At 65.4% G+C, this 344-nt stretch carries 1 pseudogene; it reads right to left on the bottom strand.

The features are described 5' to 3' along the window. Positions 1–115: 115 nt before the first annotated feature. Positions 116–344 (bottom strand): annotated as a pseudogene (locus IE95_RS0118370) (hypothetical protein); the annotation flags it as partial.

Raw genomic sequence — 344 nt, 5'->3', positions numbered from 1 at the left:
AAGATCTCCACCCGCTGGCCCCCGGCCAACAACGAGTCGATGCTGCGGTGCATGTACGCCGCAGAGTTGTAGCACGGCACGACGATCGTCAACAGCTTGGACATCAGCGCACTCTTCAGACTTCCTGGCCCGCACGGGCCGACGACGAGGACTCCCCCGCGCCCCCGGCCACCGGCACACCCGCCACCTGAGCAGGGCCAGGCCCCTCGGCCTCAGGCGCCTCGGGCTCAGCCGACTCGGGCTCGGGCTCGGGCTCGGGGTCACGCTTGAAGATGATCTTGAAGATCGGGAAGAACACCCAGAACGATAGAGCACTGTTGATGATCATCGTGACCATGTCGGCC

The organism is Oerskovia turbata (genome assembly GCF_000718325.1).
GTDB lineage: Bacteria > Actinomycetota > Actinomycetes > Actinomycetales > Cellulomonadaceae > Oerskovia > Oerskovia turbata.
This window is presented reverse-complemented; position numbering and strand designations above follow the sequence as displayed.